General features: G+C 66.9%; 25 protein-coding genes. 9 read left to right on the top strand and 16 right to left on the bottom strand.

The features are described 5' to 3' along the window. Positions 1–8: 8 nt before the first annotated feature. The 7 genes from H7H34_RS16420 to H7H34_RS16390 form a co-directional block, all read right to left on the bottom strand. Positions 9–1,109, bottom strand: a complete 1,101-nt coding sequence (locus H7H34_RS16420; RefSeq protein WP_185925812.1) for a hypothetical protein — start codon at positions 1,107–1,109, stop codon at positions 9–11. Between the two features lie 163 nt (positions 1,110–1,272). Further along, a complete protein-coding gene (locus H7H34_RS23525) occupies positions 1,273–1,755 on the bottom strand; it encodes a MaoC family dehydratase (protein ID WP_120267011.1) in 483 nt (160 codons plus the stop codon). Further along, positions 1,752–2,210 carry a MaoC family dehydratase gene (locus H7H34_RS23520; RefSeq protein ID WP_185925811.1) on the bottom strand — a complete coding sequence of 153 codons (459 nt, stop codon included), beginning with the start codon at positions 2,208–2,210 and terminating at the stop codon, positions 1,752–1,754. Before H7H34_RS23520 ends, H7H34_RS23525 begins: the two co-directional genes overlap by 4 nt. Positions 2,211–2,270: 60 nt before the next feature. After that, positions 2,271–2,630: a hypothetical protein gene (locus H7H34_RS16405; RefSeq protein WP_185925810.1), complete on the bottom strand. Its 360-nt coding sequence runs from the start codon at positions 2,628–2,630 to the stop codon at positions 2,271–2,273. Between the two features lie 95 nt (positions 2,631–2,725). Continuing rightward, entirely contained in the window at positions 2,726–3,826 is a 1,101-nt protein-coding gene (ychF, locus tag H7H34_RS16400; protein WP_185925809.1) for a redox-regulated ATPase YchF, read from the bottom strand. A 6-nt stretch (positions 3,827–3,832) separates the two neighbouring features. After that, positions 3,833–4,555, bottom strand: coding sequence for an aminoacyl-tRNA hydrolase (gene pth / locus H7H34_RS16395; RefSeq protein ID WP_185925808.1), 723 nt, complete (start codon positions 4,553–4,555; stop codon positions 3,833–3,835). Positions 4,556–4,599: 44 nt separating this feature from the next. Then, complete coding sequence (locus tag H7H34_RS16390; RefSeq protein WP_120267015.1) at positions 4,600–5,220, bottom strand: 50S ribosomal protein L25/general stress protein Ctc; 621 nt, start codon at positions 5,218–5,220, stop codon at positions 4,600–4,602. 296 nt (positions 5,221–5,516) lie between these two features. Between H7H34_RS16390 and H7H34_RS16385 the strand changes: the two genes are divergently transcribed. From H7H34_RS16385 to H7H34_RS16370, 4 genes are all read left to right on the top strand, one after another. Then, entirely contained in the window at positions 5,517–6,122 is a 606-nt protein-coding gene (locus tag H7H34_RS16385) for a hypothetical protein (protein ID WP_185925807.1), read from the top strand. Positions 6,123–6,298: 176 nt separating this feature from the next. Then, the gene (locus H7H34_RS16380; RefSeq protein ID WP_185925806.1) at positions 6,299–7,333 is read left to right on the top strand and encodes an ABC transporter substrate-binding protein; all 1,035 of its coding nucleotides are present in this window, start codon (positions 6,299–6,301) and stop codon (positions 7,331–7,333) included. 36 nt (positions 7,334–7,369) lie between these two features. After that, on the top strand, positions 7,370–8,143 hold the full coding sequence (locus tag H7H34_RS16375; protein WP_120267018.1) for an ABC transporter ATP-binding protein: 774 nt from the start codon (positions 7,370–7,372) through the stop codon (positions 8,141–8,143). Then, positions 8,130–8,978 (top strand): ABC transporter permease, encoded by an 849-nt coding sequence (locus tag H7H34_RS16370; protein WP_185925805.1) that lies wholly within the window; start codon positions 8,130–8,132, stop codon positions 8,976–8,978. Before H7H34_RS16375 ends, H7H34_RS16370 begins: the two co-directional genes overlap by 14 nt. Before the next feature lie 6 nt (positions 8,979–8,984). On the opposite strand, the gene H7H34_RS16365 is transcribed toward H7H34_RS16370, so the two are convergent. From H7H34_RS16365 to lgt, 7 genes are all read right to left on the bottom strand, one after another. Beyond that, positions 8,985–9,389, bottom strand: coding sequence for a DUF411 domain-containing protein (locus tag H7H34_RS16365; RefSeq protein WP_120268264.1), 405 nt, complete (start codon positions 9,387–9,389; stop codon positions 8,985–8,987). Between the two features lie 170 nt (positions 9,390–9,559). After that, positions 9,560–10,492, bottom strand: a complete 933-nt coding sequence (locus H7H34_RS16360) for a ribose-phosphate pyrophosphokinase (protein WP_120267020.1) — start codon at positions 10,490–10,492, stop codon at positions 9,560–9,562. Positions 10,493–10,737: 245 nt separating this feature from the next. Continuing rightward, positions 10,738–11,256 (bottom strand): hypothetical protein, encoded by a 519-nt coding sequence (locus H7H34_RS16355; RefSeq protein ID WP_209006244.1) that lies wholly within the window; start codon positions 11,254–11,256, stop codon positions 10,738–10,740. 98 nt (positions 11,257–11,354) lie between these two features. Further along, the gene (locus tag H7H34_RS16350; protein WP_185925804.1) at positions 11,355–12,512 is read right to left on the bottom strand and encodes a M24 family metallopeptidase; all 1,158 of its coding nucleotides are present in this window, start codon (positions 12,510–12,512) and stop codon (positions 11,355–11,357) included. A gap of 3 nt (positions 12,513–12,515) precedes the next feature. Beyond that, the gene (gene pgeF, locus H7H34_RS16345; protein ID WP_185925803.1) at positions 12,516–13,286 is read right to left on the bottom strand and encodes a peptidoglycan editing factor PgeF; all 771 of its coding nucleotides are present in this window, start codon (positions 13,284–13,286) and stop codon (positions 12,516–12,518) included. 68 nt (positions 13,287–13,354) lie between these two features. Continuing rightward, the gene (locus H7H34_RS16340; RefSeq protein ID WP_371811408.1) at positions 13,355–14,464 is read right to left on the bottom strand and encodes a class I SAM-dependent methyltransferase; all 1,110 of its coding nucleotides are present in this window, start codon (positions 14,462–14,464) and stop codon (positions 13,355–13,357) included. Continuing rightward, positions 14,461–15,306 carry a prolipoprotein diacylglyceryl transferase gene (gene lgt, locus H7H34_RS16335; protein ID WP_185925802.1) on the bottom strand — a complete coding sequence of 282 codons (846 nt, stop codon included), beginning with the start codon at positions 15,304–15,306 and terminating at the stop codon, positions 14,461–14,463. Before lgt ends, H7H34_RS16340 begins: the two co-directional genes overlap by 4 nt. Before the next feature lie 180 nt (positions 15,307–15,486). Between lgt and H7H34_RS16330 the strand changes: the two genes are divergently transcribed. The 5 genes from H7H34_RS16330 to H7H34_RS16310 all read left to right on the top strand — a co-directional run bounded on the left by H7H34_RS16330 (position 15,487) and on the right by H7H34_RS16310 (position 18,714). After that, entirely contained in the window at positions 15,487–15,771 is a 285-nt protein-coding gene (locus H7H34_RS16330) for an accessory factor UbiK family protein (RefSeq protein ID WP_120267024.1), read from the top strand. Between the two features lie 314 nt (positions 15,772–16,085). Continuing rightward, positions 16,086–16,586: a type III secretion system chaperone family protein gene (locus tag H7H34_RS16325; RefSeq protein ID WP_120267025.1), complete on the top strand. Its 501-nt coding sequence runs from the start codon at positions 16,086–16,088 to the stop codon at positions 16,584–16,586. Further along, on the top strand, positions 16,583–17,404 hold the full coding sequence (gene proC, locus H7H34_RS16320) for a pyrroline-5-carboxylate reductase (RefSeq protein WP_185925801.1): 822 nt from the start codon (positions 16,583–16,585) through the stop codon (positions 17,402–17,404). Before H7H34_RS16325 ends, proC begins: the two co-directional genes overlap by 4 nt. A gap of 145 nt (positions 17,405–17,549) precedes the next feature. Then, entirely contained in the window at positions 17,550–18,251 is a 702-nt protein-coding gene (locus H7H34_RS16315) for a TetR family transcriptional regulator (RefSeq protein ID WP_185925800.1), read from the top strand. Positions 18,252–18,351: 100 nt separating this feature from the next. Next, positions 18,352–18,714 carry a tRNA-binding protein gene (locus tag H7H34_RS16310; protein ID WP_120267028.1) on the top strand — a complete coding sequence of 121 codons (363 nt, stop codon included), beginning with the start codon at positions 18,352–18,354 and terminating at the stop codon, positions 18,712–18,714. A gap of 21 nt (positions 18,715–18,735) precedes the next feature. Here H7H34_RS16310 and H7H34_RS16305 read toward each other — a convergent pair whose 3' ends face one another. Both H7H34_RS16305 and H7H34_RS16300 read right to left on the bottom strand, forming a co-directional pair. Then, positions 18,736–20,163: an ATP-binding protein gene (locus tag H7H34_RS16305; RefSeq protein ID WP_185925799.1), complete on the bottom strand. Its 1,428-nt coding sequence runs from the start codon at positions 20,161–20,163 to the stop codon at positions 18,736–18,738. Then, positions 20,154–20,879 (bottom strand): response regulator, encoded by a 726-nt coding sequence (locus H7H34_RS16300; protein WP_120268267.1) that lies wholly within the window; start codon positions 20,877–20,879, stop codon positions 20,154–20,156. The genes H7H34_RS16305 and H7H34_RS16300 overlap by 10 nt, the downstream gene beginning before the upstream one ends. Between the last annotated feature and the right edge of the window lie 11 nt (positions 20,880–20,890).

The raw sequence follows: 20,890 nt of genomic DNA, 5'->3' as shown, positions 1-20,890 counted from the left end.
AGGGTGCTCTAAAGAATCAGAGCCTGCGGGGAGGCGAGGGACGAAACGCCCACCCCGGCGGTATAGGCAAGGCTTGCCTGCGCGGGCGCGACGGTGGCCGCTCCCGACACCTGAGCCCTGGCGCTCCCCGGCCCTTCGGAAAGCGCCAGGCCGAGCGACCGGGTTAGCTCGGGGCTGTTGAGGGCTTGCCTGGCGTCGTTGACGGCCTGATCGATCGACGACTTGTCGCGTCGGCTTTCCGTTTCGTCTGTTCGGTCGCGGCGAGCGAGGTCCGCGATCCTCTTCGCCAGTTGCTTCAGTTCCTCGCCGAGCGTCTTCAGATCTTCGCGCTCTTTCTTCGTCCCCACGGCGCGGGAGCGGTTTGCCGCCTCCTCTTCCTTGTGCTGCGCGCCGATATAGGCCTGCAGGGCGGACTTCAGCTCTTCCTGGCTCGGCTCGTCGTCGCTCTGGCCCGTGGCGTTCGCATCGCTCTCTTCTCCGGGCTCGCCGGACGGCTTCGCCCCGTTGCTTGCCTTGCCCGCTGCTTCGGTCTCTTGCGTCTCTCCGGGCTGGGCCGTGCCTTGCGCTTCGCCCGAGGCCGTCGGGCCTGTTGCATCGTCTGAGGCCGCTGCACCTTGCGCTTGGGACATGCTCACGCCGGAGGTGCCCGATGACAGCTCGGCAGCATCCGCGCCCAGCTGCGAGGCCGCGCCCTTGAAGTCCTGCGCAAGCGCCTTGAGTTCGCGCAGCATCGCCTTGGCCTGCTTCGGCGTCGCGAATTGCAGGCGCTGCTTCAGCTCCTCGATCTTCTGCTTGATCTCGCTGGCCTTGTTCGAGCGTGAATCGTCCTTCATCTGGTCAACCGCGCGCTGCAGCTGCTGGCTGATCTCGACGGTATCCTCGATCTCCTTGACCGAGTCCTCGCTCAACGTGATGCCGCTATCGGCAAGCCGTCCCAGTGTCGCATTGGTCTGGTTCGCGAACGGGTTGGACAGGCGGTCGTTGGAGCGGGAGGGAAGCCCTGCAAGGGTCGAGGCCGTATTGAGAAAGGATAGCACCGACACTGCGACGTCCTCCGGCCCGGGATGGAGGCCAACATCATCGCCCGCATGGCACCGGACCGTCGGCACAGGGGCATGGAAGGCCTTGCAACCATCAGATGCAATGTGTATCGGCTGACACCTGTTAAAAAAGAGTTAATGGTGAACAAGACGTTAACGGCACCACATCTGCCTGGGCCCAGGCCGCGGTCTCGGCCAGGGACGTGCTCGCAGGTCTGCACTTGCGGTGGGTTCAGCCGCCCGTGTCGTCCGTCTCGGAGCGGCGGGCGACCAGCACCTTGCCGGTGAAGGAGAAGACCGTCACGCCGTCCTGATTGACGCCTTCGTTGCCGTGGATCGCAAGGCCCCATTGGGGCCTCGTGCGCATTTCGCGCTTCTCCAGCAGGGTGGAGCTGTAGGTGATCGTGTCGCCGGCGAAGACCGGGCGGATCCACTTCAGGTCGGTGAAGCCGGGGGAGGGGCCGAGGCGCGAGGGCGTGCCCAGCCTTTCGCATTCCGCCTGGATATGTGCGACCATCAGCTTCATCCACACCGAGCCGGTATGCCAGCCGGAGGCGCACAGGCGCCCGAAATGGGTCTGCGCCGCCCCCTCGTCCGACAGGTGGAAGGGCTGGGGGTCGAAGGCGCGCGCGTAGCGGATGATCTCGTCCGGCGTGAAATGATAGCTGCCGAGCTCGCGGCGCTCGCCGATGACCATGTCCTCGAACCAGGTCATTGCGCGCCCGCCCGCCGTGCGAACAGGATCTTGTTGCGCTGGGTCATGACGGTGGCGCCTGTCTGGTCGATGACGGTGAACAGGAAGTCGACCATGCCGAGATCGGGGCGGGAGTTGAGGACCCGGGCGGAGATCACCTCGGCGCTGGCGGTCAGCACGTCGCCGGGGCGCACCGGGCGCATCCAGCGCACTTCATCGACGCCGGGGGAGCCCTTGCCGCTGGAATTCAGCAGCAGGTTGTCGCACAGCAGGCGCATCAGCATGGAAATCGTGTGCCAGCCGGACGCCGCCAAACCGCCGAGAAGGGAGGCCTCGCCCGCCGCCTCGTCGAGATGGAACGGCTGGGGATCGAACTCGGCCGCGAACGCGATGATCTCTTCGCGGGTGACGGTCTTGGAGCCGAGGGCAATGGTCTCGCCCGGCTCGAAGTCCTCGAAGCTTCTGAACGTGCTCATGGTATCGATCTATACGCAGCCGGAGGCTGCTGTCGAGAGCCTCCGGCCGCGCGCCGACACTCAGTCGTAATAGATCTCGTTGTCGTCGAGATAGACGTTGCTGGCCTCGCAGATATCGATGTCGATCGGCTCGTCGAGCACCTCGCCGCCATCGGTGCCGAGCCAGCCGACCCGGAAAGTCTGCGCGCAGGAGCCGCTGTCGTCCGTGAACTCGGCGCGCGCCGACTCGTCCGGGCCGATCCTGCTGGAGAGCCAGTTGCTCGACCAGCCGTTGCCATCATTGGTGTAGAAACCGACGACGGTGTTGTCGTCCGTGTTGTTGTAGATCTGGAAGTAGCCCTCGGCACCCGTGCCGGCAAATGCGGCGGACGCGCAAAGAAGCAGCGCCGCCGAAGCGGTCGCGAGCATGCGATGGAACATGCAGTTTCCTTTTAGGACGAAACCGCCACGACGGCGGCGGTTTCGACATTAGACTGTCTTCCGGGAAACTGCGAGTGCGATCAACAGGCTGTCGGTCAGGTGTTGAACTTGAACAGCAGCACGTCGCCGTCCTTGACCACGTATTCCTTGCCTTCGTCGCGGGCCTTGCCGGCTTCCTTCGCCGGAGCCTCGCCGCCGAGGGTGACGTAGTCGTCGAAGGCGATGGTCTGGGCGCGGATGAAGCCGCGCTCGAAGTCGCTGTGGATGACGCCGGCCGCCTGCGGGGCCTTGGTGCCCTTGCGTATCGTCCAGGCGCGCGCTTCCTTCGGGCCTGCGGTGAAATAGGTGATCAGGTCGAGCAGGTCGTAGCCGGCACGGATGAGACGGTCGAGGCCCGGCTCCTCGAGACCCATGGTCTCCAGGTACTCTGCCTGTTCCGCATCGTCGAGCTGGGCGATCTCGGCCTCGATGGCGGCGGAGATCACGACGCAGGCCGCCCCTTCCGCCTCTGCCATCTCGCGCACGCGCTCGGACTGGGCGTTGCCGGTGGCCGAGCAGGACTCCTCGACATTGCAGACATAGAGAATCGGCTTGGTGGTCAGCAGGTTGAGGCCGACAAGGATCTTGCGCTCCTCGGGGGTGGAGACGTCGAGCAGGCGCGCGGGCTTGCCCTCGCGCAGCAGCTCCAGCGCCCCTTCCATGATCGGGATCACTGCCTTGGCGTCCTTGTCGCCGCCGGTCGCCTTCTTCTTGAGCGGCGCCAAGCGACGCTCGAGGCTCTCCATGTCGGAGATCATCAGCTCAGTCTCGACGGTCTGGGCATCGGCGATGGGGTCGATGCGGCCGTCGACATGGGTGATGTCGTCATCCTCGAAGCAACGCAGCACATGGGCGATGGCGTCGACCTCGCGGATGTTGGCGAGGAACTGGTTGCCGAGGCCCTCGCCCTTGGAGGCGCCGCGTACCAGGCCGGCAATGTCGACGAAGGTGAGACGCGTGGGCACGATGCTGGCGGACTTGGCGATGCGGGCGATGTCCTTCAGGCGCGGATCCGGCACCGCCACCTCGCCGGTGTTCGGCTCGATGGTGCAGAAGGGATAGTTCGCCGCCTGAGCCGCAGCGGTCTTGGTCAACGCGTTGAACAGCGTGGACTTGCCCACATTCGGCAGGCCGACAATGCCGCACTGGAATCCCATCTCGTCTCAGTCCTTCTTTCCAAACATGCGTGCCAGCTGCTCTGCGAGCGCTCCCTTAGGCGCGCTGTCCTTGCCGCGCCGCGGCAGCGGCGGGTTCGGGTTGCGGGAGGTGCCGCCCGAGGCCGCGCCTTGCTCCTTGCGGGGCTTTTGCGCCTTTGCGGGGGCCAGCGCCAGATGCAGCCGGTTGCAGAATTCCGAATGATGCCCGCCGACCAGAAGGCCGGCTTCGGCGGCGATGGCGTCGAGCATCGGGTCGAGCCATTCGGCATCGACCTTGGCGAAATCGCCGAGGACATGCGCGGTGACGCGGTCCTTGTGCCCCGGATGCCCGATCCCCAGGCGCACGCGCGAATATTCCTTGCCCAGATGGGCGTCGATGGAGCGGATGCCGTTATGGCCGCCGCTGCCGCCCCCGACCTTGGTGCGAACCTTGCCCGGCGGCAGGTCGAGCTCGTCGTAAAGCACGATCACATCGGCGGGCGCGAGCTTATAGAAGCGGGCGGCCTCGCCGACCGACCGGCCGGACTCGTTCATGTAGGTCTGGGGTTTCATCAGCATCACCTTCTCGCCGTCGAGAAGGCCCTCGCTGATTTCCGCCTGGAAGCGGTTTCGCCAGGGGGCGAAGGAGGAATTCCGGCCGTGGATCGCGTCCACGGCCAGAAAACCGATATTGTGGCGATTGCGGGCGTATTTCTCGCCCGGATTGCCGAGACCGACGATGAGGCGCATGGGTACTCCCCGTCACTTCCCCTCGCCGGTGGTCAAGCGGGACCTCAGTCCTCGCTCTCGTCCTCGGCAGCCTCGTCCTCATCCGACGCACCGGCGCCGCCGCCAGGAGCAGCGATCGTCGCGAGGGTGAAGTCGCGATCGGTGATGGTCGGGGCGGAACCGGCGGGGATCTCCACGGCCGAAATGTGGATCGAGTCGCCGACCTTGGCCTTGGCCAGGTCGATGACGAGCGCATCCGGAATGGCGTCGGCCGGCACGGTCATCTCGACCGTGTGGCGAACCACGTTCAGCACGCCGCCTGCCTTGATGCCCGGGCACTTCTCTTCGTTGATGAAGTGGACCGGCACGTCGACGGTCAGCGTCGCGCCCTTGGACACGCGCAGGAAGTCGACATGGATCAGGTCGTCGCGAACCGGATCGAGCTGGTAGTCCTTTGCGATGACGCGGTGAGCGACGCCGTCGACCTCGATGGTGCCGAGGTTGGTCATGAAGCCGCCGCGGTGCAGGGCGATCGTGGACTCCTTGATCGGAATCGCGATCGGCAGGGCAGCTTTCTTCTCACCGTAGATCACGGCGGGGACGAGGCCTTCACGGCGAAGTGCACGAGCGGCCCCCTTGCCAACCCGGTCCCTCACCGAAGCCTTCAGCACATAGCCTTCAGCCATGGTAGTTCTCCTTGATGTTTCGTGAAAGCGGGCGGCTGCCAGTGCTCTGGCCTCAATGCCGACCCGATTGCGCCGCCTCCAGGGGTGCAGGTGCGCGCCGGTGCTATAGCGGAAGCCGCGGAAAAGGGCAAGCGCGAGGCGGGTTTTCGCAAGTCCCGATGACGCTGCGGAGCTTTCTCACCTTGCATGTTTTCAGCAATGCGGATTTTCATGTCTGCGGCGCACTGGAAAGACCATGCCGACAAAAGGCTTGCCGGGGTGCGCCAGGCAAGGGCCGAGGGGGAGATCGGGGGAGCATGAGGAGCTGGTTTGCAAGGCTGTCGATCGCGGGCGCTTTTGTGGTTGGGCTGACGGGGCCCAACGCCGCAGTCGGGCTTAACGTCTTCGAGACGGAACTGGGACAACTGGCAAGGACGCGGCTGGTGGAGGTCGCCCGCTCGCCCGTGGTGGTGGAGGCCGTGCGCGAGCAGAACCGGGCGACGGGGGCCTACCCCGATGCCAGGATCGCGGAACTGGACGAGAAATGGGCGGCCGAGGCTGCGGCCGAGCAGAAAGGCGGGGAGGCGGGTCCGCTGATCGCCGAGACGATGGGCCGGCCGGTGTCGCTTTACCTGCGCCAGATCCAGGAGCGGAGCCAGGGCCTGTTCACCGAAATCATCCTGATGGACGCCCGCGGTCTGAATGTCGGCATCAGCCAGACGACCTCCGACTACTGGCAGGGCGACGAGGACAAATGGCAGAAGACCTTCCTCGCCGGGCCGAACAGTCTGCATATCGGCGCTCTGGAGGAAGACCTTTCGACCCGCACGGTGCAAAGCCAGGTGAGTCTGCCGGTCGTCGATCCGCAGACCAAAGAGGTGATCGGCGCGCTGACCTTCGGCGTCGATGTGGAAGAACTGTGAACCTTCGCTCGGCGCAGGGGAAACGACCCTGCACAGATTGACAAGGCCGACCTGCTGCGGTCACCTGCCCCGGCGCCTTGCCGTCCCGCGGCGGGATGCGCCGACATATCAGCAAGATGTCCGCACGACGGACTGAACAGGACCGGAGCGGACTTCCGGCCATATGGGAGGGTGACATGAGGGCTTTGACCAAACGCGGATTCGTGAAACTGGCGGCAGCGGCCGGCATCGCCGCCGGCGTGAGCATCGCTCCGCTCGGCACGGCTTTCGCCGCCGACGAGATCACGGTCGGGGCGTTGCGCTTCACCTCGCATGCGCCGAGCTTCATCGCCTTCGAGCGCGGCTATTTCGCCGACGAGGGGCTGGAGGTGAATTTCGAGTTCTTCCAGGCGGCACAGCCGATGGCGGTGGCCATCGCCTCCGGCGACGTCGATTTCGGCATCACCGCGATTTCCGGCGGCCTGATCAACCTGGCCGAGAAGGGCGCGATCAAGGTGGTCGGCGGCGGTCTCCAGGAAGAGCCGGGCGTCGACGGACAGATGATCCTGGTCTCCAAGGCCGCCTTCGATGCCGGCCTGACCACGCCGGCACAGCTGAAGGGCAAGAGCTTCGGCATCACCCAGACCGGCTCCTCGTTCCACTACATCGCCCACAAGATCGCGGACAAGGAAGGCTTCGCTCGCTCGGAGATCACCCTGCGGCCGCTGCAGAAGGTCGGCGCGGTGATCGGCGCGCTGAAGACCGGGCAGATCGACGCCTGGGCCATCGTCCCGCATATCGCCAAGCCGCTGGCCGCCGGGCCGGAGATCGAGTCGATCGGCATGGTCGCCGACTACATCCCGGACTATCAGGTGACGACGGTCTTCACCTCGACCACGATGACCAAGGACAAGCCGGACCTGGTCAAGCGTTTCCTCGCGGCCTTCTCCAAGGGGGCGGCCGACTTCAACGCGGCGCTGATCGACAAGACGGCCAGCGAGGAGGAAGCCGAGGCGCTGGTGCAGCTGCTGCACAAGTATGTCTACAACGACCAGCCCTACGAGAAGGCGGCCCCCTCCATCCGCAACGGCGCGATGCGGATCAACGAGGGCGCCAAGCTCAACATGACCTCGATTGCCGACCAGCTCGACTGGTTCAAGTCGGAGAAGCTGGTGCCCGAGACGGTGACGATGGACCTTCTCGTCGATCCGAGCTTCGTCGAGACGAACTGAGCCGGAACGAGCTGGGGCAGGCAAGGAACGCAGCCGATGGATCTCCTGCTGCGCGGGATCACGCATCGCTATGGTGCGACCGAGGTGCTGAGCGGGATCGACCTTGCGGTCAGCGAGGGCGAGATCGTGTGCATCATCGGTCCGTCCGGTTGCGGTAAGTCCACCTTGCTGCGCTTCATCGGCGGGCTGGAACGGCCGGACGAGGGAGAGGTGCTGCTCGCCGGCCCGGTGCCCGCCGGCTCGCTCAACCCGCTGACCTATGTCTTCCAGGACTTTGCGCTGCTGCCCTGGCGCAGCGTCGAGGCGAATGTCTCGCTGGTCCTGGAAGACCATCCGCTGTCCGCGGCGGAGCGCGAGGAGATCGTCGCCGACGTGCTGGAACGCACGGGGCTTTCCGATTTCCGCAAGGCGCTGCCGCGGCAGCTCTCCGGCGGCATGAAGCAGCGCGTCGCCATCGCCCGGGCGCTCAGCGTGCGCCCGGCGGTGATGCTGATGGATGAGCCGCTGTCGGCGCTGGACAGCCAGACCCGCGAACTCCTGATGGACGATCTCGTCGCCCTGTGGCAGCGCGAGCGCTTCACCGCCTGCTACGTCACCCACAATCTGGCCGAGGCCGTGCGGCTCGGCCATCGCATCGTCGTGCTGTCGCGCCGGCCGGGGCGTATCCGCACCATCGTGGAGATCGACCGGGATCTCGGCGAGCGCGAGGCGGGCGACCCGAAGCTCGACGCGGTGCAGCGCGAGCTCTGGCAGCTCCTGCGCGACGAGGCGCGCGCCGCCGACAGGGAGATCGCCCATGACGTCGCTTGACCAGGCGTCCGGCAGCGCGGCAACCGGCGACGGCGAGGCGCCGCGCGATGGCCTGCGCCCCGTTCCCTATCGCGGGGGCGGATTCCGTCCCGCGCCGATCCGGCTGATCGGCCCGCTCGTCTTCCTGGCGATCATCGCGCTGTGGGAGGCCTGTTCGCGCAGCGGCGTCATCAGCAACCTGGTGCTGCCGGCCCCGAGCGAGGCCTTCGAGGCCTTCAGCTATCTGGTCGAATCGGGGCAGCTCTGGCGGCATCTTTCCGCCTCGTTGCAGCGCCTCGTGATCGGCTGGACGCTGGGCACCGCGCTCGGCATCGCCGTCGGGCTCGCCATCGGTCTCTTCTCGCTGGCGCGGGCCGGCCTTCTGCCGCTGGTCTCGGCGCTGTTTCCGATCCCGAAGATTGCCCTCTTGCCGCTGTTCGTGATCTGGTTCGGCATCGGCGAAGGCTCGAAGGTCGCGACGATCCTCTTCGGCTCGTTCTTCCCGACCGTCATCGCCACCTATGGCGGCGTCGACAATGTCGACCGCACCCTGGTGCGCATGGGCCAGTCCTTCGGCCTGTCCTGGTGGTCCATCGTGCGCAAGATCATCCTGCCGGGCGCCATGCCGGCGATCCTGTCGGGTTGCAGGATCTCCGCCTCGATCGGCATCATCCTGCTGGTGGCGGCCGAAATGATCGGCGCCGAATACGGCGTCGGCGCCTATATCCTGATGGCCGGCAGCCTGTTCGCCACCGACCAGCTGCTGGCGGGCGTCGCGATCCTGTCGGTGCTCGGCCTGATCGTCAGCTGGCTGATCGGCCGGCTCGAGCGCTGGCTGCTGGCCTGGCGCGGCTGAGGCTGCTCAGCGCGCCCCGACTTCCTCGAAGATGCCGGTACCGCCGTCCTTTTGCACATAGTGGACGTCGTAGCGGGCCGCGGGGTCCTCGCCCATGCCGAGAGAGCCGGTCGGCATGCCCGGTACCGCCAGTCCGGCAACGGCGGGGCGCTCCGACAGCAGACGCTGCACGGACGAGAGCGGTACGTGGCCTTCCAGGAAATAGCCGTCGATCATCGCGGTGTGGCAGCCTTCCATGTCGGCGGGCACGCCGGCCTTTGCCTTGATCGGGGCAAGGTCCTCGCGATTCTCGATGCGCACGGTGTAGCCGGCGGCTTTCATCGCCTCGCTCCAGGCCTCGCAGCAGCCGCACCATGGCGACTTCCACACGGTCATGTCCTTTTCGCCGGCAAGGGCCGGATAGGCGGCCATCAGCGAACCGAGAACGAGGAGTGTGCTTGCAAGACGCGCTTTCACGGGAAGTCTCCTGACCTTGCGTTGAAACGTCCCGAGTGTGGCCCTTCCAGCAGGGGGAAGGTCAAACGAAAATGCCCGGAGCAGGGCTCCGGGCATTCGAGAGATCTTCGGCTGTTTCGTTGCCGTCAGCCGAACAGGCTGGACACCGACTGCTCGAGCGCGGTGCGCGAGATCGCCTCGCCCATGAGCGGGGCGATGGAGATGGTGCGGATGTTCGGCGCGGCGAGGACCGCTGCGGTCGGCTCGATGGAATTGGTGATGACCAGTTCCTTAAGCTTGGACGAGGACACGCGGGCAACCGCACCGCCGGACAGCACGCCGTGGGTGATGTAGGCGGTGACCGACTTGGCGCCCTGAGCGAGCAGCGCCTCGGCGGCGTTGCACAAGGTACCGCCGGAATCGACGATGTCGTCGACCAGAATGCAGTCGCGGCCCGACGGGTCGCCGATGATGTTCATGACTTCCGACTCGCCAGGCTTGTCGCGGCGCTTGTCGACGATCGCCAGCGGCGCGTCGATGCGCTTGGCGAGCGCGCGGGCGCGCACCACGCCGCCGACATCCGGGGAGACGACCATGACGTTGTCCGTCGAGTAGCGCTCCTTGATGTCGCGGGTCATCACCGGAGCGGCAAACAGGTTGTCGGTCGGGATGTCGAAGAAGCCCTGGATCTGGCCGGCATGCAGGTCCAGCGTCAGCACGCGGTGGGCTCCGGCATGGGTGATCAGGTTGGCAACCAGCTTGGCCGAGATCGGCGTACGGCCGGATGCGCGGCGATCCTGACGGGCGTAGCCGAAATACGGCACGACCGCAGTGATGCGCTTGGCGGAGGAGCGGCGCAGAGCGTCGATGACGATCAGCAGCTCCATCAGGTGGTCATTGGCGGGAAAGCTGGTCGACTGCAGGACGAAAACGTCCTCGCCGCGCACGTTTTCCTGCAGTTCGACGAAAATCTCCTGGTCGGCGAAACGGCGCACCTGACACTTTGCCAGGGGCGCCCCGAGATAGGACGAGATTTCCTCTGCAAGCGCGCGATTGGAATTGCCCGCGACGATCTTCATGGCCCGCAAGTCCTTTCTTGGGTCCGCCGCCGCACGGGGAACGCAGCGCCGGCACGACAGGGTCACACGGTGGTCTGTCTGGTCTTCTTTCGTGGCCTAGGTCGAAGCGCGGCAGGCCAGACCGGAGTCCGGCATTGGCGAGCCTTCCTCCTACAGGCGGCGGCGTTTTAACAACGCCTCCCGCCTTGCACAACCGGCCAGTGCACCTGTCGGCTATTTTTCCTTGATTTGGGCGTTCGGCGCGCTCAACGGCGCAGCCAGGCGGCCAGTTCTGCGATGGAACGGCGGGCAGCCCGGTTCAGCGCCTCATCGTCGATGCCCGACCACGGATCGCCGGAGGAACCGGGGGCCGATTCCTGACCGACGATGCGGGTGAGCCGGTTGCCGCCGGCATCGACGACGTCGAACACATAGAAGAGCGTCGTCTGCGACTGGTCGCCGGAGGCGGACAGATAGCCGTTGATGCGGTAGGTCGCGGGAGCCCCGACGCGGCGGACGAGGCGAAGATTCTGGTTGCGCGCCTCGGCGCCGATCTGGCGCGAAAGGGCGTCGGCGATGTTGCCGGGAGCGCCGGTGAAGGGCTCGAAGGCGAAGGTCGCCTGGTCGGCCGGGACGCTGGGCACGGGCGTTGCCGAGGCCTGTGTCCGTGTATCGGAGACATAGGCGGGGGGAACGGGATTGCCGGCGCAGGCGGCCAGCAGGAGCGCGAATGCCGGCGCGGCGGCACGCAGAACGGTTTTTCTGGTGAAATGGAACGCGTTCATCTGGCCTTGCTGGTCCCCGTGTCCGTCATCGGTCCTTGCCCGGCCGCGGATCGAACGCGCCTCTTGGCGTCCGCGGCACCGGTTTCAGGTTTCTTCGTTTAGCCCGCCTTGACCGGCAGGTCGAGGGGGAGCTTGGAAAGACACTCCGCGCGCCCCTCATGCGTCAGGTAGGTCTGGCCGAGCGACATGGCTGCGCCGCTGTCCGAATCCATCAGGATCATATGCGTGAAGATGACCATGCCGGGCACGATCCTCGCCGGATTCGCACGATAGGCCATCGGCCAGTCCATCCAGCTGGGCGCGAACCGTGCGCCCAGCGAATAGCCGCAGGCATTGAGCCGGTGAGCGCCTTCCCCGCGCGCGTCGATCTCGCGGGCATGGGCCTCGAAGACCTCGCCGAAGGTGCGGCCCGGAACGAGGCACTCCTCGACCGCGGCAAGCGCGGCGCGGGCCGCCTCGTAAAGAGCCACGTGCCGGCCGGTCGGTTCGCCGACGATGACCGTGCGCATGGCGGCAACATGGTAGCGGCGGAAGGCGCCAGCCCATTCCAGCGTCAGCTGGTCGTTGCGGTCCAGCACCCGGCGGCCGGTCTGGTAGCGGCACAGCAGGGCCTCGGGCCCGGAGCCGATGATGAACTCGTTGCCCGGATAGTCGCCGTCGCCGGCAAAGACCGCGCCCTGCATGGCGGCGAGGATCTCGCCCTCGCGCGCACCCTCCTTGATCAGCGGCAGCGCGGCCTCATAGGCGGCATCGGTCAGGCTGGCCGCACGGCGGACATAGGCGATCTCGGCCGGCGACTTTACTGCCCGCAGGCGCTGGACGACCATGGAGGCGTCCTCCAGGCGCGCGAAGTCGGACATCAGCGTCGCAATATCGATGGCGATGCGGCCGGTCATGCCGTGGGTGTCGTATTCGACGCCGATGCGCGCGCCGCCAAGACCCAGTTCCGCGAGCAGGTCGCGCAGCTGCAGCACCGGAGAGGCGCCGTCACGATCCTCCCACACGCGGATATCGTCCAGGACCGAGGTGATCTGCGCCTGGCGAAGGTCCGCCGAACGGGTGAGCAGGACGATGGCCCCGTCGCGGGTCACCACCATCGACTGGAAGAAGCAGAAGCCGAACGTGTCGTAGCCGGTCAGCCAGAACATGCTCTCTTGTGCGAAGAGCAGCATGGCGTCATGGCCGGTCTCAGTCATGCGGGTGCGAAGGGCGTCCAGCCGGGAGGCATACTCCTCCCGCGTGAAGGCGAGCGACATGGATCAGCTTCCCGAGAGGGTGATGGCGGAGACGAGGCGGCCGTAATCCGGCTCGCCGCGATGGGTGGCGCGGCGGTAGGAGAAGAACAGGTCCTCCTGCGCATAGGTGCAGCGGTCGAGATTGGCGGCGATTGCCACACCTGCCGCCTGCAGCCGCGCCAGGATGTAGGCCGGCAGGTCGAACATCGCATGGCCGGCGTTTTCCGAGGGAGAGAAGAAGCGCTGGTTGGCGGTGTCCGCCTCGAGAAAGCGGGTGACGAATTCCTCGCCGACTTCGTAATTCTCCTTCGAGATCGTCGGGCCGAGCACGGCGACGACCCGCTCGTTGCGTGCTCCCAGCTGCTGCATGGCGGCAAGCGTTGCCTCGAGGACGCCGGTAAACGCACCGCGCCAGCCGGCATGGGCCGCGCCGATGACGCGGGCCTGCGGATCGGCGAAGAGCACCGGGCCGCAGTCGGCGGTGGAGATGCCGAGCGCGATGCCGGGCCGATCGGTCACCAGCGCATCGCCGCGCGGCTGCGCGCCGGCTTCCCAAGGGGCATCGACCACGATCGCGTCCGGAGAATGGTGCTGGTAGGGCGAGAGCAGGGCCCCCGGAGCAACGCCCATCAGACTGGCGACGCGGGTGCGGTTTTCAAGGACGGCGGCGCGCTCGTCCTGCGAGCCGAGACCGATGTTGAGCGAGGCGTAGATGCCGCCGGAGACGCCGCCCTGCCGGGTGAAGAAGCCGTGCGAGATACCGGGGAGGCCGGCAAGATCCGGGGAGGTGAGCATGGGGCCTGTCAGCCTGTTTCGTGGCGGGAGTAAGTTTGCCGGGATGGTGGGTTGAAGCGGAGCCGCTGTCAAACGCCATCGAAGAGCGGCAGCGCGGCATCATCTGGTGCCACCGCCAGCACCTTGAACAGCTCGCCCATCTCCTGGGGCGCTGCCAGCCGCTCGACCTCGCCGCGGATGCGCTCCTGCTCTTCCGGAGACCGGCCCGCGCCGACCTGGCCGGCGCGCTCCAGCAGGCCGAGGCGGAGCAGGAAGTCGCCCTGCGTCATCAGCGGGCGCGGGTGCAGTCCGCCGGTCCGGGCGGCGCGGGCCAGCGCCTCGAAGTTCACATGGGCGGTGAGATCGGCCCGGCCCGGTTCTGCGAGAACCGGGACATGGCGATGGGCGCGCAGGGCCTGCAGCGTCTCGCCGGTGGCGGCGCGGGCATAGCCGTAATCGATGGCGAGCAGGGCGCCGCCCTGCCGGGCGATGCGGGCGGCAAGCTCCTCCATCAGCGCATTGGCGAGCGGCTGGGTCTCCAGGATCGCGCCTTCTGCCGCACCGGCAAGATCGGCCGGCAGCGAGCCGGGATCGAGGCTGCCGGTGCCGGCGACGAAGTGCAGGGCGCGGCTGGCGTCGAGACCGACGGCCCGCTCGCGCCAGCCCTGCGCGGTCCTGACATACTGGCGTACGGGCAGGGCGTCGAAGAACTCGTTGGCGACGACGATCAGCGGCGCGTCCATGGGCAGGTCGGCGATCCGGTCGTGCCAGTGGGTGCGTGCTCCCGCCTCGCCCAGGGTGGTGCGCTGGACGGCGCGCAGCCGCCGGCTGGTCTCCACCAGATGCAGAGAAGCTGCCTCGCGAAAGGCCGGGCGCAGGGCGGCGACACGCAGCATGTCTGCCATCAAGGTGCCGCGGCCGGGCCCGAGCTCGACGAGATGGCAGGGTTTCGGGCTGCCGAGGGCGGCATGGGTCTGGACGACCCAGGCGCCGACCAGTTCGCCGAAGAACTGGCTGACCTCCGGCGCGGTGATGAAGTCGCCATCCGCTCCGAAAGGTTCGGCCTGCATGTAGTAGCCATGCTCGGGATCGGCGAGGCAAAGGCCCATGAAGTCGAAGACGGACATGGGGCCACTCGCCTCGATCAGCGCGCGGATGCGTGCGCCGAGCGGTGTCGCTTGCGGTTCGGGGGACGTCACGCAGGCCCGCCCGGTGTTGCGTCGGCGTCGGCGGGCGGCTTGCGTAGTGCCCGGGCGATGGCCCACAGGCCGGCAGCGATCATCGGCAGCGACAGCAGGATGCCCATCGTCAGGCCCGGCCCGAGATAGCCGATATGGGCGTCCGGCACCCGGAAGAACTCGACGAAGGAGCGCGACAGGCCGTAGCCGAGTGCAAAGGTACCGGCAACGAGGCCCGGCCGGCGGAAGCCGCCGCGCAGCACCACGATGCGGGCGACGACGAGCAGCAGCAGGCCTTCGAGCGCGGCTTCGTAAAGCTGGCTCGGATGGCGGGGATCAGGCCCCGCGCCGGGAAAGACGAAGGCCCAGGGCACGTCGGTGACCCGGCCCCAGAGTTCGCCATTGATGAAGTTGGCAAGGCGTCCGAAGAACAGGCCGATGGGCGCGACGGCGCCGGCGAGGTCGAACAGCGTCCAAAGCGGGATGCCGCGTCGCCAGGCGAAGACGATCATGGCGACGACGACGCCGAGGAAGCCGCCGTGGAAGGACATGCCGCCTGTCCAGACCTGGAGGATATCCAGAGGATTCTGCAGGTAGTAGCCGGGCGAATAGAACAGCACGTAGCCGAGCCGTCCGCCGAGGATCGTGCCGATCGTCGCATAGACGACGAAATCGTCGACATCGAGCAGGGACGGGCGAGGTGTCCGGCCCCACAATTCGTCGCGGGAGACGAGGCCGCGCATGTAGCGCCAGCCGAGCAGCAGCCCGGCGATATAGGCGAGCGCGTACCAGCGGATCGCGAAGGGGCCGAGCTCGATCAGCACGGGATCGATGGCGGGGAAGGGCAGGGCAAGGATCGGCATGGGGGCTCCGGCTGGCCGGCGGACCGGCACGACATGCGGCGCGACGTTGCCGCTCCGGGCCGCGTGCGTCAAGGCTGCGGCGATTTCTCCGAGATGGGGTGTTTCGTCGCGCACAAAAGCGCACTACCTAGGAGAAAGTACGACACGGCCCGATGGGCCGGCAGCAGAGAAGGACTGGCCATGACACAGGGACCGAACCGGGTTCTCGACGATTTCGCCAAGCTGATGACGGACATGGCCGGTGTCGCCCAGGGCGCGCGGCGCGAGGTGGAGACCGCCTTCCGGGCACAGGCCGAGCGGTTTCTGGCCGACATGGACCTGGTCAAGCGCGAAGAACACGATGTCGTGAAGGATATGGCGGCACGTGCGCTCGACCGGATCGACGAGCTCGAGGCACGCATCGCCGCGCTGGAGACGCCGACGGCCAAGCCGCGCTCGACCAAGCCGAAAGCCGCAGACGACTGAGGCTGAGGCGGCACGAGCGAATCGGTGCAGGATGATCACCCGGCGTCTTTCGCCGGGTGCGGAGAAAGCCGTAGCGGCAGCTCGCCGTCCACAGCTTCAAATCCGTAAAGGAAAAGTGAACATATCCTTGAAATAAGTTCTCCCTATATACTGAAGTCAGGCGGAGATTCGCGGGACGGCGATGCCGAGGGGCACGAACAGTCATCGCGGCTCGCGGACATTCGCTCGCGGCAGGCCAGCACCCTGCGGACCGACACGGTGGCCACGCGCTGGGGCAGCGCCGCGCATGGCCCGCAAGCCGAGAGGAACCTCCCATGAGCCTCATCGACATCGACTTCGAACGGCCCGCCAACCCCGTCGACACGATCGAGCACATCGCCGCCATCAACGACTGGTCCTTCGAGCGCTCCTGCGACGAGGAGATCACGATTTCCGTTGCCGGCCACTGGTGCGACTATCACGTCTCGTTCTCCTGGATGGAGGACCTGGAGGCGCTGCATCTGGCCTGCGCCTTCGATCTAAAGGTGCCGGATCCGCGCCGCACCGAGGTCGTGCGCCTGCTGGCGCTCGTCAACGAGCAGCTGTGGATGGGGCATTTCGACCTGTGGAACCGAGAAGGCGTGGTGATCTTCCGCCAGTCGCTGCTGCTTGCCGGCGGTGCCGAGGCGACGTCCAAGCAGATCGAGGGATTGCTCACCAACGCGCTCGACTCCTGCGAGCGCTACTACCAGGCCTTCCAGTTCGTGGTCTGGGCGGGTAAAAGCGCCTCCGAGGCAATCGACACCGCCTTGTTCGAAACCGCGGGGGAAGCATGAGTTTTTCGAAGGAGCGTCCGCTCGTCCTTGTCGGAGCCGGCAAGATGGGTGGCGCGATGCTGTCGGGCTGGCTTGCTGCCGGCACCGAGCCGGAATCCGTTCTCGTCGTCGATCCGAAGCCCTCGGCCGAGTTGCTCGATATGGTGGCCAGGTCCGGTATCCGCCATGCGGAGGCCGTCACCGAAGGGCTGAAGGCCGGCGTACTGCTGGTGGCCCTGAAGCCGCAGATCATGGAAAGCGTGCTGCCGAGCCTGGCGCCCGCCGTCGATGCGGACACGCTGGTGGTCTCGGTCGCTGCCGGGACGCCGGTCGCGGCGTTCCGCAAGGCCTTCGGCGATGTGGCGATCGTTCGCGTCATGCCGAACACCCCGTCCCAGGTCGGCCGCGGCATGAGCGTTGCCTATGCCAACGACCGCACCGACGGAGATCAGCGGGCGACTGTCGATGCGCTGCTTTCGGCCATCGGCGCTTCCGACTGGATCGAGCAGGAAGAGCAGATCGATGCCGTGACCGCCGTCAGCGGTTCGGGCCCTGCCTATGTCTTCTACCTGACCGAGGCGCTGGCCGCTGCCGGCGTCAAGGCCGGCCTGCCGGAAGACCTGGCGATGCGTATCGCCCGCCAGACCGTGTGCGGCGCAGGGGAGCTGCTGTATCGCTCCGATCTGCCGGCAGCGGAGCTGCGCCAGAACGTCACGTCGCCGAACGGGACGACCGCTGCCGCGCTCGCCGTGCTGATGGAGCCGGAAAGCGGCCTGCAGCCGGTGATGGACAAGGCCGTGGCGGCCGCGCGCAAGCGCTCGCAGGAGCTGGCCGGCTGAACAGCCGGCCTTGCGCCGCCGCATCTGCTTTCTTCCGCCAAGGCTCGAAAAGTCGCTCCGGGTTTCCTACATCTTCATCAGGTGTTCGTGACCGGCCTGTCGCAGCTGCGGCTGAAACGCGGTCACACGTGATCCGGAGATGAGCATGGCCACCGCGAAAACCAGGCAGAAGATCGTCGCGAGCTTCCTTTCGCTCCTGGGCGACAAGGGCTGGCACGGCTTTGAGATGGCGGATGTCGCGCGCGAGGCGGGCGTCAAGCTGTCCGTGCTGCGTGCGGAGTTTCCCGGCAAGACGGCATGCCTGAGGGCGTTCCTGTCCGATGTGGACCAGAAGGTCCTCGATGCCATCGATCCGGACATGGAGGGCGAACCGGCGCGCGAGCGATTGTTCGACGTGCTGATGACGCGGCTGGACACCCTGTCTCCTCACAAGGATGCCATCCGCGCCCTGCGAAAGGCGGTGCAGCGCGATCCGCAGCTGGCGCTCAAGATCAACCGCGAGGCCGTCACCTCGCAGCGCTGGATGCTGACGGCGGCGGGCATTCCGGCGGCCGGGCCGCGCGCTGCGGTCATGTCGCAAGCGCTTGTCGTGGCTTTTGCCCGCGTCGTCGATGTGTGGCTGGACGACAAGGATCCCGGCCTTGCCCGTACCATGTCGGCGCTCGCCCGCCAGCTCGACGAAGGCGAGGTGTGGATGGGCCGGCTCGACCGGGTGAGCCGCTTCCTGAAGCCGTTCCTGTCGAGGGCGCGCGAGCGCGGTGCGCGGCAGGAGACACCGCCGCCCGGCACGGCAGATGCCGGGGATGAGGCTGCTGCCCCCTCCGGGGCTTCCCCGAACGCAGCCTGACGACTAAGGTAGCGGGAGCGCCGCGCCCCTCCCGCGCCGACCGAAAGGTCCGCGCGGGCTTTCACGTTCCCGCCTACTGTCGTCCAGGACATTATCCACCATGACGAAAGACCATGCGGCCGCTTCGCCGGCCATTTCCTTTGATGAATTCCTCAAGGTCGACATCCGCGTCGGCCGTATTGTCGAGGCCGCGCCCTTTCCCGAGGCGCGCAAGCCGGCGATCAAGCTGATGATCGATTTCGGCGCCGAGATCGGCCTCAAGAAGTCCAGCGCCCAGATCACCCGCCACTACACGCCGGAAGAGCTGGTCGGTCGCCAGGTGATGGCGGTCGTCAACTTTCCGCCGCGCCAGATCGGACCGATGATGTCGGAAGTCCTGACGCTCGGTGTTCCGGATGCGGATGGCGAGGTCGTGCTGCTGGTGCCCGACAAGGACGTGCCGCTCGGCGGCCGTCTGTACTAAGGACGTGCCCGCGTCCGCGACCTAGACCGGGATGCGGACGCGGGCGCGCAAGCCGCCCAGCGTTTCGCTGTCGCCGAGCACGATGTCCCCGCCATGGGCGCGGGCAATGTCGCGGGCGATGGCAAGCCCGAGGCCGCTGCCGCCGCTGTCGCGGTTGCGCGCCTGATCGAGCTGGTAGAAGGGGCGGAACACGTTTTCCAGCTCCTCGGCCGGGATGCCGGGGCCGTCGTCGTCGATGGTGATCGTCAGCCAGCCATCTGCATTGCGCCCCTCGATGGTGAGCCGGCTGCCATGCCGGGCCGCATTGGTGACCAGGTTGGTCAGCGCCCGCTTGAAGGCGCTTGGCCGCAAGGTCACCTCGGCAGGGCCTTGAAGGTGCGAGGACACCGAGGCGCCGAGAATCTCGGCTTCCGCCTCCAATTCCTCGAACAGCAGGCCGATATCGGTGGGGTGGGCCTGCTCGTCTCCCTCGCCGCGGGCGAAGGCGAGGTAGTCCTCCAGCATCGTCTTCATCTCGTCGACGTCGCGCTGTAGGGCGCGCACTTCCTCGCTGTCGGGGAAGAGCGCGAGCTGCAGCCGAAAGCGCGTCAGGATGGTTCTGAGGTCGTGGCTGACGCCGGCCAGCATCGCCGTGCGCTGCTCGATCTGGCGCTCGATCCGCCGCCGCATTTCAATGAAGGCCTGGGCGGCGCGGCGCACCTCTCGCGCGCCACTGGGGCGGAAATCCTCGATCGGCCGCCCCTTGCCGAAGCTCTCCGCCGCATTGGCCAGCCGTTCCACCGGGCGGGTCTGGTTGCGCAGGAAAAGCATGGCCAGGATCACCAGGACGAGCGAGGTCGATACCATCCACACGATGAAGAGATGCGAATTGGACGCGTAGGTCTGGCTGCGACGCGCGATGACCCGCAGCACGTTGTTTTCCAGCTTGATACGCAGCTCGACGAAGCTGGAGCGGCCGACGGTGTCGATCCAGAACGGCTTGCCGATCCGGGACGCGACCTGCTGCGACAGATAGCGGTCGAGGATGTCGAAAAAGGGTTTGGGGCGCGGTGGCGGCAACGGTTCGGGCGGCAACAAGGTGATGGCAAGCCCGACGTCGGCACGCGCCATCTCTGTGATCTTCTGGAACTCCTCCTCGCTGCGGCTGGCCTCGGTCAGTCGCACGATCATCGCAATGTCGCGCACGACCGCATCCGAAAGCCGCTGGGTGACGAGATTGTAGTGCCGCTCCATGAAGACGAAGGCGAGCACGGCCTGCATGACCACCAGTGGGGTGATGATGATCAGCAGCGTGCGGGTGAAAAGGCCTTTCGGCATGCGCCGGTACAGCGCGCCGGCCAGGGCGCGGTAAGGAGCTGCCAGCAATTCGCCGATCCGCCGCAGGCCCGCCGGAAGAGGCAAGGCGCCAAGGCGGGCGAGGGCGCCGCGAAACGGTGTGCTCAGTCGCATACGAGCCGGTAACCGATGCCGCGCACGGTCTGCAGATAGAGCGGGTTGCCGGGATCCGTCTCGATCTTGCGCCGCAACCGGTTGATCTGCACATCGACGGTGCGTTCGCCAAGGCCGCTGTCGTCGCCGACGATTTCGGTGCGCGGCACGGTCTCGTTGGGCTTTTCGGTGAAGAGCGTCAGGATCTCCTTCTCCCGATCGGTCAGGCGGATCACCTCGTCCCCGCGGCGAAGCTCCCGGCGCGCGGCATCGAAAACGTAAGGCCCGAAGCGGATATCGGTCGGCTCGGGAACTTCCGGAGTGGAGCGCCGGCGCAGGATCGCACGGATGCGCAGCAGCAGCTCGCGCGGCTCGAACGGCTTGACCAGATAGTCGTCGGCGCCCGCTTCCAGTCCGGCGATCCGGTCGGCGGCGTCGGAGCGGGCCGTCAGCATCAGGATCGGCACGTCGGAACGGGCGTGCAGGTCGGCGGCGAGTTCCAGCCCGCTCTCGCCCGGCATCATGACGTCGACCACCAGCAGATCGAAGGCCAGCCCGTTCAGGCGCCGGCGCGCCTCGGCTGCCGAGGCGGCCACCGTGATGCGGAAGCCGTGTTCGGTCAGGAAGCGCTTCAGCAGGGTGCGGATGCGGGTGTCGTCGTCCACCAGCAACAGGTGCGGCGCATCGTCCTGCAGATTTGCGGCCGGCGGCGTCCCGGTGGTGGCCTGGGTCTCGATGCTGTCGGTCG

The organism is Stappia sp. 28M-7 (assembly GCF_014252955.1).
GTDB lineage: Bacteria > Pseudomonadota > Alphaproteobacteria > Rhizobiales > Stappiaceae > Stappia.
The sequence above is the reverse complement of the archived record's forward strand: the minus strand, read 5'-3'. Positions and strand labels throughout refer to the sequence as shown.

Coding starts and splice junctions, on each gene's coding strand:
- pgeF (WP_185925803.1), bottom strand. CDS start 13,286: ATGCTCACCTCCCCGGATCTTGCCGGCCTCCCCGGTATCTCGCACGGC.
- H7H34_RS16385 (WP_185925807.1), top strand. CDS start 5,517: ATGAGGAGCTGGTTTGCAAGGCTGTCGATCGCGGGCGCTTTTGTGGTT.
- ychF (WP_185925809.1), bottom strand. CDS start 3,826: ATGGGATTCCAGTGCGGCATTGTCGGCCTGCCGAATGTGGGCAAGTCC.
- H7H34_RS16380 (WP_185925806.1), top strand. CDS start 6,299: ATGAGGGCTTTGACCAAACGCGGATTCGTGAAACTGGCGGCAGCGGCC.
- H7H34_RS16370 (WP_185925805.1), top strand. CDS start 8,130: ATGACGTCGCTTGACCAGGCGTCCGGCAGCGCGGCAACCGGCGACGGC.
- H7H34_RS16325 (WP_120267025.1), top strand. CDS start 16,086: ATGAGCCTCATCGACATCGACTTCGAACGGCCCGCCAACCCCGTCGAC.
- H7H34_RS16305 (WP_185925799.1), bottom strand. CDS start 20,163: ATGCGACTGAGCACACCGTTTCGCGGCGCCCTCGCCCGCCTTGGCGCC.
- H7H34_RS16360 (WP_120267020.1), bottom strand. CDS start 10,492: ATGAAGATCGTCGCGGGCAATTCCAATCGCGCGCTTGCAGAGGAAATC.
- H7H34_RS16375 (WP_120267018.1), top strand. CDS start 7,370: ATGGATCTCCTGCTGCGCGGGATCACGCATCGCTATGGTGCGACCGAG.
- H7H34_RS16355 (WP_209006244.1), bottom strand. CDS start 11,256: ATGAACGCGTTCCATTTCACCAGAAAAACCGTTCTGCGTGCCGCCGCG.
- H7H34_RS16390 (WP_120267015.1), bottom strand. CDS start 5,220: ATGGCTGAAGGCTATGTGCTGAAGGCTTCGGTGAGGGACCGGGTTGGC.
- H7H34_RS16405 (WP_185925810.1), bottom strand. CDS start 2,630: ATGTTCCATCGCATGCTCGCGACCGCTTCGGCGGCGCTGCTTCTTTGC.
- proC (WP_185925801.1), top strand. CDS start 16,583: ATGAGTTTTTCGAAGGAGCGTCCGCTCGTCCTTGTCGGAGCCGGCAAG.
- H7H34_RS23520 (WP_185925811.1), bottom strand. CDS start 2,210: ATGAGCACGTTCAGAAGCTTCGAGGACTTCGAGCCGGGCGAGACCATT.
- H7H34_RS16365 (WP_120268264.1), bottom strand. CDS start 9,389: ATGGCCGCCTATCCGGCCCTTGCCGGCGAAAAGGACATGACCGTGTGG.
- pth (WP_185925808.1), bottom strand. CDS start 4,555: ATGCGCCTCATCGTCGGTCTCGGCAATCCGGGCGAGAAATACGCCCGC.
- H7H34_RS23525 (WP_120267011.1), bottom strand. CDS start 1,755: ATGACCTGGTTCGAGGACATGGTCATCGGCGAGCGCCGCGAGCTCGGC.
- lgt (WP_185925802.1), bottom strand. CDS start 15,306: ATGCCGATCCTTGCCCTGCCCTTCCCCGCCATCGATCCCGTGCTGATC.
- H7H34_RS16330 (WP_120267024.1), top strand. CDS start 15,487: ATGACACAGGGACCGAACCGGGTTCTCGACGATTTCGCCAAGCTGATG.
- H7H34_RS16315 (WP_185925800.1), top strand. CDS start 17,550: ATGGCCACCGCGAAAACCAGGCAGAAGATCGTCGCGAGCTTCCTTTCG.
- H7H34_RS16310 (WP_120267028.1), top strand. CDS start 18,352: ATGACGAAAGACCATGCGGCCGCTTCGCCGGCCATTTCCTTTGATGAA.
- H7H34_RS16350 (WP_185925804.1), bottom strand. CDS start 12,512: ATGTCGCTCGCCTTCACGCGGGAGGAGTATGCCTCCCGGCTGGACGCC.